This is a genomic window from Microcystis sp. M53603_WE2 (assembly GCF_030065435.1).
Window position 1 is genome coordinate 1 of the sequence record NZ_JASJFF010000737.1, and the last position, 7,462, is coordinate 7,462.

Genomic DNA, 7,462 nt, shown 5'->3' on the forward strand with positions numbered 1-7,462 from the left:
TGAGGGGGTCAATTACCTAATTTTCAGGGAAAAAGTCCCTGAATTTCCCCCTGATCACTCCCATATCTGGTACTTTTTGAGGGGAAAAAAGTCCAAAAGTCTTATCCAACAAGGTTTTTAGATTTATTCAGCAAGCCCTATCTAGCTGTGAATATCCCTTGATTACATTAATCGCTCGGTAAAGAGGAATTTTTGGAAAATGGACGATATGCTTAAAGTTCCAACTGACAATCATGGTACATCCAGCAACACTTGCTAAAGCAACATGAAGCGCATCTAACATTGATTTCTGAGTCACCACACCATAATCAATATAAGCTTGCCTCAGTTGTAAAGCAGATTCAGTAATTTCAACTAACTCTGTATAGGTTATAACCTCTGCAAAAAAATTGTCGAACCTTCTCAGGAGCAGGTTCAATTTCTCTTAAAACAACTGAAGAAGTTATCAGTTTTAGTTTACCTCCTCTAACTAGCTCAAAAAAAGTTAGGCTTTCCTCTCGGAATTCATCATCAAAAACACCACCAAATACTGATGTATCTGCATAAACTCTAATCATTATAATTTCTCTATCTCGCTTTTTTATTCTATCATGATAGTTGATGGGTTTGACCTAACCCCCCTAACTCCTCTTCCCTGGGAGGGAAGGGGGGAATAACGAACCAGGTTTGTTGTTGCGCTCTCTTCGCTAAATCTTTCTCCTCTCTCCTTGTAGGAGAGGGTCTAGGGGAGAGGTCAATAATTAAGAAACCAAGGTGATCGCACTATTTGGCAACGATCAAGTATAATTAAGATAACAATGTTACTTAGAAAACAAAGTGAAGTTTGAATCTTCAATTAGGATAACTCATGCAACTCGAAGACTATTTTAATTTTCTTGCCCCTAACGATATCCGACTAAAAGAAACCCGCATCGGTATTGAAACCATTTTATACGATTTTATTTACCAAGCGAGAACTCCCGAAGAAATTGCCAATACTTATCCGTCTTTAACCCTAGAACAGGTATATGCGACGATTCTTTATTATCTTCATGAAAAAGAAAAAGTGAGTCAATACATCACCGACTGGCTAGAATGGGGAAGAAAAATGCGAGAAGAACAGCAAAAAAATCCTCCGCCTTCGGTTGAACGACTGAGAAAATTGAAAGCTGAAATAACAGCCAAACAGCAAGCTAATGACACTGAAATATTTAATTGATGAAAATGTTAATTCGGTGTATCCTCAACAATTGCGTCGCCGAGAACCAGAAATCATTGTTCGAGTAGTTGGTGAACCAGATACACCAAAATTAGGTACATTAGATGCAGAAATTTTGATTTGGTGTGAGGTAATGGGTTTTATTTTAGTGACAGATAATCGTGCCTCTATGCCCGTTCATTTAATAGCTCACTTCAGGCAAAATCGTCATGTTCCTGGAATTTTTATTCTCAATCAAGATTTAAGTGTTGGTGATAATTTGTTAGAATTAATTGTAATTGCTAAAGGCTCTTTTGACAATGAATATGAAAACCAAATTATTCATTTACCGTTAACCTGATCAAATTGAAATAATCTTATTAAAATAACTAAGAATCCCAATTCACGATCGCTACGAACCCGGTTTGATGAGGAGATTTTCGTTGCTGTGGCTGATATTTTGAGGATTGGGATTGAGGAGGTGCGGGGTTTGCTGGAGGGTTAGGATGGGTTTTGGGCGTAGGGATTGTTTGGGCGCAGGGTGCGTGTTTGCGGCTATCAATTCAGTTAACGTAAGTCTTAATTAAGGTGGTAAATATGGTTCAAATTTTACAAGCAAAAGAAGTCACTCTCAGAGATTTAATTAATCATTTTCAACTAGAGTTTATAGAAGATGAGCATTTTTTTGGGGAATGGCAGCAAGACCTAGAAGCAATCTCTGAACAAGAAAAAGAATTGTTAGATAAAATCAAAACAGGTTATTTTAACTTATTAAATTATCCTCCCTTTTTGGAAACTTCGGTGAGGATGACGGTTTTAGACCCATTATTATTTATTGGTAACTTTTATCTATTTCCCTTTCAGATTAAAGCAGAAGAGTCCGTTGAAATTATTACAGAAGATCAAGATTTAATAATTAAAGGAAGGTTAGATACTTTAATTCTAAAAGAGCAATTATGGGTAATGATTATTGAATCAAAACGGGTTATTTATTCTGTTGAAGTAGGTTTACCGCAATTATTAGCTTATTTAATGGTCAATCCTCATCCAAACCGTCCTAATTATGGAATGTTGACCAATGGTTCCGAGTTTTTATTTGTTAAATTATTATGGGACGGTAAACCTTTATACGGAACCTCTCGTTTATTTGCCATGAGAAATCCGGGGGATTTATATGAAGTTCTCAAAATCCTGAAACATCTCTGTCAACTAATTTGAGTATGGAGATAAGTAGCTGGTTACAATTAAATTAAAAATGGATTTTAGGTTCGATCCCCCCCGCCCCCCTTGATAAGGGGGGTGCCGATCCCCCCTTAATCCCCCCTTGATAAGGGGGGTATCTGATGATTTTTAACGCCTACCTACTTAATCAGTACCTACAGAATCATTACTCTCCTATTTCCCTCTGTTGTATAATTTGCTCTGCAAGGAACAAATCAGTAGGCATAAATAAAAATTATCAGGATTTTTTCGGCTTTTCTTGACTATTTCAGCCTTATTTGTCCTAACAAGCTCAAGAATACGAGAGTTTTTCTCTAGAATTGCCCGGCCTGAGAGGGGAATGGTAAAGTTAGATAAGAAAATTAAAGATGGTGTGATTAAAGTGAAATTTGCTGCTAGTACCTATTTTTCCCTGCTGCGTCATTGTGCCGTTCCTTTGCTGTCGATCGCCACTTTTACGCCAATTCTCCTAACTTATTTAGCCAAGGAAAAACCAGAAACCCCGCAACCGCAGGCAAATCTAGAGACTGCTGCCTCCCCTGCTCCTATTATCCCATCTCCGATCGCACCCTTAACCGCACCATCGCCGAAACTATCCCCCTCTCCCCAATCTTCCCCCTTGGCACCGAAAAAATTAGCGCCATCGGTTCAAACTTCCCCTAATACTTCCCCTAATACTGCCCCCGCTGCCGCAGCCAAACCGGTAACTAGACAACCTTTAGCGGTTCCCGCTAATTATACGCCGCCGGTCCTAGAAATTCGCGTGGCGATTAAAAGGGATGTGGCCAGTGTTTTGATTGGAGTTAACGGGCCGGCGGTGATCACCGATCGCCAAGGTCGCGGTTTAAAAACGATTGCCACTAACGAGGGTTTACCGGTCATTGCCAGTGCCAATGGCTTAAAAATGGGCGATTTATCGCTGCCAGAGGTGATTTTTGTGCAGCCCACCAGTGCCGATGGTTTAGTTTATGTGGATGATAGTTGGTATCGGGGCAAAATCCTCCTTGTCGCCCAAGGCGATCGCTTGTTAGTGGTCAATCATGTTAATTTAGAGGCCTATCTCTATAGTGTGGTGGGTAGTGAAATGCACTCCACTGCGCCAATGCACGCTTTAAAGGCACAGGCGATCGCCGCTCGTTCCTACGCCCTAGTACATATAATCCGCCCCGCTAATGCTTGGTTTCATCTGGGCAATAGCCAACGCTGGCAGGTATATAAAGGCATTCGCTCGGAGTATCAATCGACTCACCAAGCGGTTAATGCCACTGCTGGGCAGATTCTCAGCTATAAAGGGGGTGTAGTCGAGTCTCTTTATGCTGCCACCGATGAAATTGTCGCTTGGGCCCACGGTGGTCGCGGCATGAGTCAAACTGGGGCTTATAAATTAGCGGAAAAAGGCCTAGATTATCAACAAATTCTCGGTAATTATTATCCCGGAGTTGGTTTAGCCCGTCTAGTTCTACAAAATTAGATTGATTGGCTTTCTCGATCGCTGGTGCTAGGCTGTTGACTATAGCAGGGAGAAATAGTTGAGCATTTGTACTAAAATTCCCAACAGCTTGCCGACCTGTTTCTTCTAGTTGATAACTGATCACTGATAACTGATCACTGATCACTGAAATGCCGACCATAGCAGATTTCTAGTAACCGTATTACAATAAACTTTCAAAATGCTATAGCAGTAAATCTCTCTATGAATAGCCCCTTTCTCGACTACCTCAACGGCCCCAAGCATCCCGTCCTCGTCTTTGATGGGGCGATGGGAACTTCCCTACAAAGCCAAAATCTGACGGCCGAGGACTTTGGTGGGGCAGAATACGAAGGTTGTAACGAGTATCTTGTCCATACTAAACCTAGCGCCGTAGCCAAAGTCCACGAAGCCTTTTTAGCCGTGGGTGCGGATGTGATTGAAACCGACACCTTCGGGGGAACCTCGATAGTTTTAGCCGAGTACGATTTAGCCGATCAAGCCTATTATCTCAACAAAACCGCCGCCGAACTGGCCAAGGCTTGCGCTAATAAATACTCTACCCCCGAAAAACCCCGTTTTGTGGCGGGTTCCATGGGGCCGGGGACAAAACTGCCCACTTTGGGTCATATTGACTTTGATACGCTCAAAAATGCCTATGTGGAACAGGTAGAGGGTCTGTACGATGGCGGGGCAGATTTATTATTAGTAGAAACCTGTCAGGATGTCCTGCAAATTAAAGCGGTTTTAAATGCTATTGAAGAAGTATTTCAGCAAAAAGGTCAACGATTGCCCCTAATGGTTTCAGTGACGATGGAAACCATGGGAACGATGTTAGTAGGAACGGAAATTAACGCCGTTGTCTCTATTTTACAACCCTATAAAATCGATATTTTGGGACTTAACTGCGCCACCGGTCCCGATTTGATGAAACCCCATATTAAATATCTCTCGGAAAATTCCCCTTTTATTGTTTCTTGTATTCCTAATGCTGGTTTACCGGAAAATGTCGGCGGTCAAGCGCACTATCGCCTCACTCCCGTAGAATTAAAAATGGCTTTAATGCACTTTATCGAAGATTTGGGAGTACAAATTATCGGCGGTTGTTGTGGTACTCGTCCCGACCATATCCAAGCTTTAGCGGAACTAAGTCAGGGTTTAACTCCGAAATCTCGTCATTATCATTATGAACCCTCCGCCGCTTCTATTTATAGTACCCAACCCTATATTCAAGATAATTCTTTCCTTATTGTCGGGGAAAAATTAAACGCCAGTGGTTCTAAAAAATGTCGGGAACTTCTCAATGCTGAAGACTGGGATAGTTTAGTATCGATGGCGAAAGCTCAGGTAAAAGAAGGAGCGCATATTCTCGATGTCAACGTCGATTATGTGGGCCGGGATGGGGTGCGCGATATGCACCAATTAGCCTCTCGTTTAGTTAATAATGTCACCCTACCTTTAATGTTAGATTCCACCGAATGGGAAAAAATGGAAGCGGGGTTAAAAGTAGCGGGGGGTAAATGTATCCTCAACTCTACTAACTACGAAGACGGGGAACCGCGTTTTTATCAAGTCTTGGATTTAGCGAAAAAATACGGCGCGGGGGTAGTAATTGGAACCATTGATGAAGAAGGAATGGGACGCACTGCCGAGAAAAAATTCCAGATAGCTAAACGGGCCTATTATGCGGCGATAGAATACGGAATTCCTCCCTACGAAATCTTTTTTGATCCTCTAGCTTTACCGATTTCTACCGGTATCGAAGAAGACCGAGAAAATGGCAAGGCTACCATCGAAGCAATGGGCCGAATTCGCCAAGAATTGCCAGAATGTCACATTCTTTTAGGTGTGTCTAATATCTCCTTTGGCTTGAATCCGGCAGCGCGTCAGGTATTAAATTCCGTCTTCCTCAACGAAGCGATGCAGGTGGGGATGGATGGGGCAATCGTCAGCGCTAATAAAATTCTTCCTCTGGCAAAAATTGAACCAGAATATCAGCAAATTTGTCGGGATTTAATCTATGATAATCGTCGTTTTGATGGCGATATATGTGTTTATGATCCCCTGACCAAATTAACCGAATTATTTGCGGGGAAAACTACTAAAAAAGACCCCTCTAGTAATGCTAATTTACCCGTGGAGGAACGCTTAAAACAGCATATTATTGATGGGGAAAGATTGGGACTGGAAGAGGCTTTAAAGCAAGCTTTACAGGACTATCCACCCCTAGATATTATTAATATTTTCCTCTTGGATGGGATGAAGGTAGTGGGTGAGTTATTTGGTTCAGGACAAATGCAGTTACCTTTTGTTCTCCAATCTGCCCAAACTATGAAAGCAGCTGTTGCTTTTTTAGAACCCTTTATGGAGAAAAAAGAGGGGGATAATAATGCCAAAGGGACTTTTATTATCGCAACAGTTAAAGGGGATGTTCACGATATTGGTAAAAATTTAGTTGATATTATCTTGACAAATAACGGCTATAAGGTGATTAATTTGGGCATTAAACAACCCGTAGAAAATATCATCGAAGCCTACCAAGAACATAAAGCCGATTGTATCGCTATGAGCGGTTTATTGGTGAAATCAACGGCTTTTATGAAGGAAAATCTAGAGGTTTTTAACGAAAAAGGAATCACCGTTCCTGTTATCCTTGGCGGGGCAGCTTTAACCCCCAAATTTGTCCATGATGACTGTCAAAAAACCTATAAGGGACAGGTTATCTATGGTAAAGATGCCTTTTCTGACCTGCATTTTATGGATAAATTAATGCCCGCTAAAGCTGGGGGTCAATGGGATGATAGTAAAGGCTTTTTAGCGGAGTGTGCCGAGGCAGAAAAAAGCCCGGTTGTTGCCGAAGAATTAAAGGTTAATCCCGATACTATTTTTACCGATGGCAGCGTCAACCAAGAATTAGTTATTGATACCCGTCGGTCCGAAGCGGTGGCAGTTGATATTCCCCGACCAACACCGCCCTTCTGGGGTACTAAAATATTAACAGCAGCAGAAATTCCCATCGAGGAGGTTTTCTGGTATTTAGATCTACAAGCTTTATTTGTCGGTCAATGGCAATTCCGCAAACCAAAAAGCCAATCGAAGCAAGAATACGACCAGTTTTTACAGGAAAAAGTTCATCCAATTCTAGCAGCATGGAAAGAGAAAATTGTCAAGGAAAATTTACTAAACCCCACATTAATTTATGGTTATTTTCCCTGTCAGTCGTCCGGTAATTCCCTCTTAATTTACGATCCCGAATCGATACAAGCGGGCGAAAAACCCGAAAATCTGCAACCGATCGCCATTTTTGAGTTTCCGCGCCAGAAATCCGGTCGTCGTCTCTGTATTGCTGACTTTTTCGCCCCGCAGGAATCCGGTATCATCGACGTTTTCCCGATGCAAGCGGTGACAGTGGGGGAAATCGCCACGGAATACGCTAAATCTCTCTTTGATGCCAACGAATATACCGAATACCTCTATTATCACGGCATGGCTGTGCAAACCGCCGAAGCCATGGCCGAATGGACCCACACCCGCATCCGTCGCGAGTTAGGTTTCGCAGAGTTCGATCCCGATAATATCCGCGATATACAGCAACA

6 protein-coding genes are annotated in these 7,462 nt (G+C 42.1%); 5 read left to right on the forward strand and 1 reads right to left on the reverse strand.

What is annotated here, in order from left to right; all coding sequences use genetic code 11:
• Positions 1-350: 350 nt before the first annotated feature.
• Positions 351-557 carry a PIN domain-containing protein gene (locus PX481_RS15950; protein ID WP_288094954.1) on the reverse strand — a complete coding sequence of 69 codons (207 nt, stop codon included), beginning with the start codon at positions 555-557 and terminating at the stop codon, positions 351-353.
• 290 nt (positions 558-847) lie between these two features.
• On the opposite strand from PX481_RS15950, the gene PX481_RS15955 reads away from it, so the two are divergent.
• The 5 genes from PX481_RS15955 to metH form a co-directional block, all read left to right on the forward strand.
• A complete protein-coding gene (locus tag PX481_RS15955; RefSeq protein WP_002798844.1) occupies positions 848-1,198 on the forward strand; it encodes a DUF433 domain-containing protein in 351 nt (116 codons plus the stop codon).
• The gene (locus PX481_RS15960) at positions 1,176-1,538 is read left to right on the forward strand and encodes a DUF5615 family PIN-like protein (protein WP_288027164.1); all 363 of its coding nucleotides are present in this window, start codon (positions 1,176-1,178) and stop codon (positions 1,536-1,538) included. The genes PX481_RS15955 and PX481_RS15960 overlap by 23 nt, the downstream gene beginning before the upstream one ends.
• A 236-nt stretch (positions 1,539-1,774) precedes the next feature.
• A complete protein-coding gene (locus PX481_RS15965; RefSeq protein ID WP_287693992.1) occupies positions 1,775-2,395 on the forward strand; it encodes a type I restriction endonuclease in 621 nt (206 codons plus the stop codon).
• 343 nt (positions 2,396-2,738) lie between these two features.
• On the forward strand, positions 2,739-3,869 hold the full coding sequence (locus PX481_RS15970) for a SpoIID/LytB domain-containing protein (RefSeq protein WP_288094957.1): 1,131 nt from the start codon (positions 2,739-2,741) through the stop codon (positions 3,867-3,869).
• A gap of 222 nt (positions 3,870-4,091) precedes the next feature.
• On the forward strand, positions 4,092-7,462 hold a 3,371-nt coding region (gene metH / locus PX481_RS15975), incomplete at its 3' end, for a methionine synthase (RefSeq protein ID WP_288094959.1).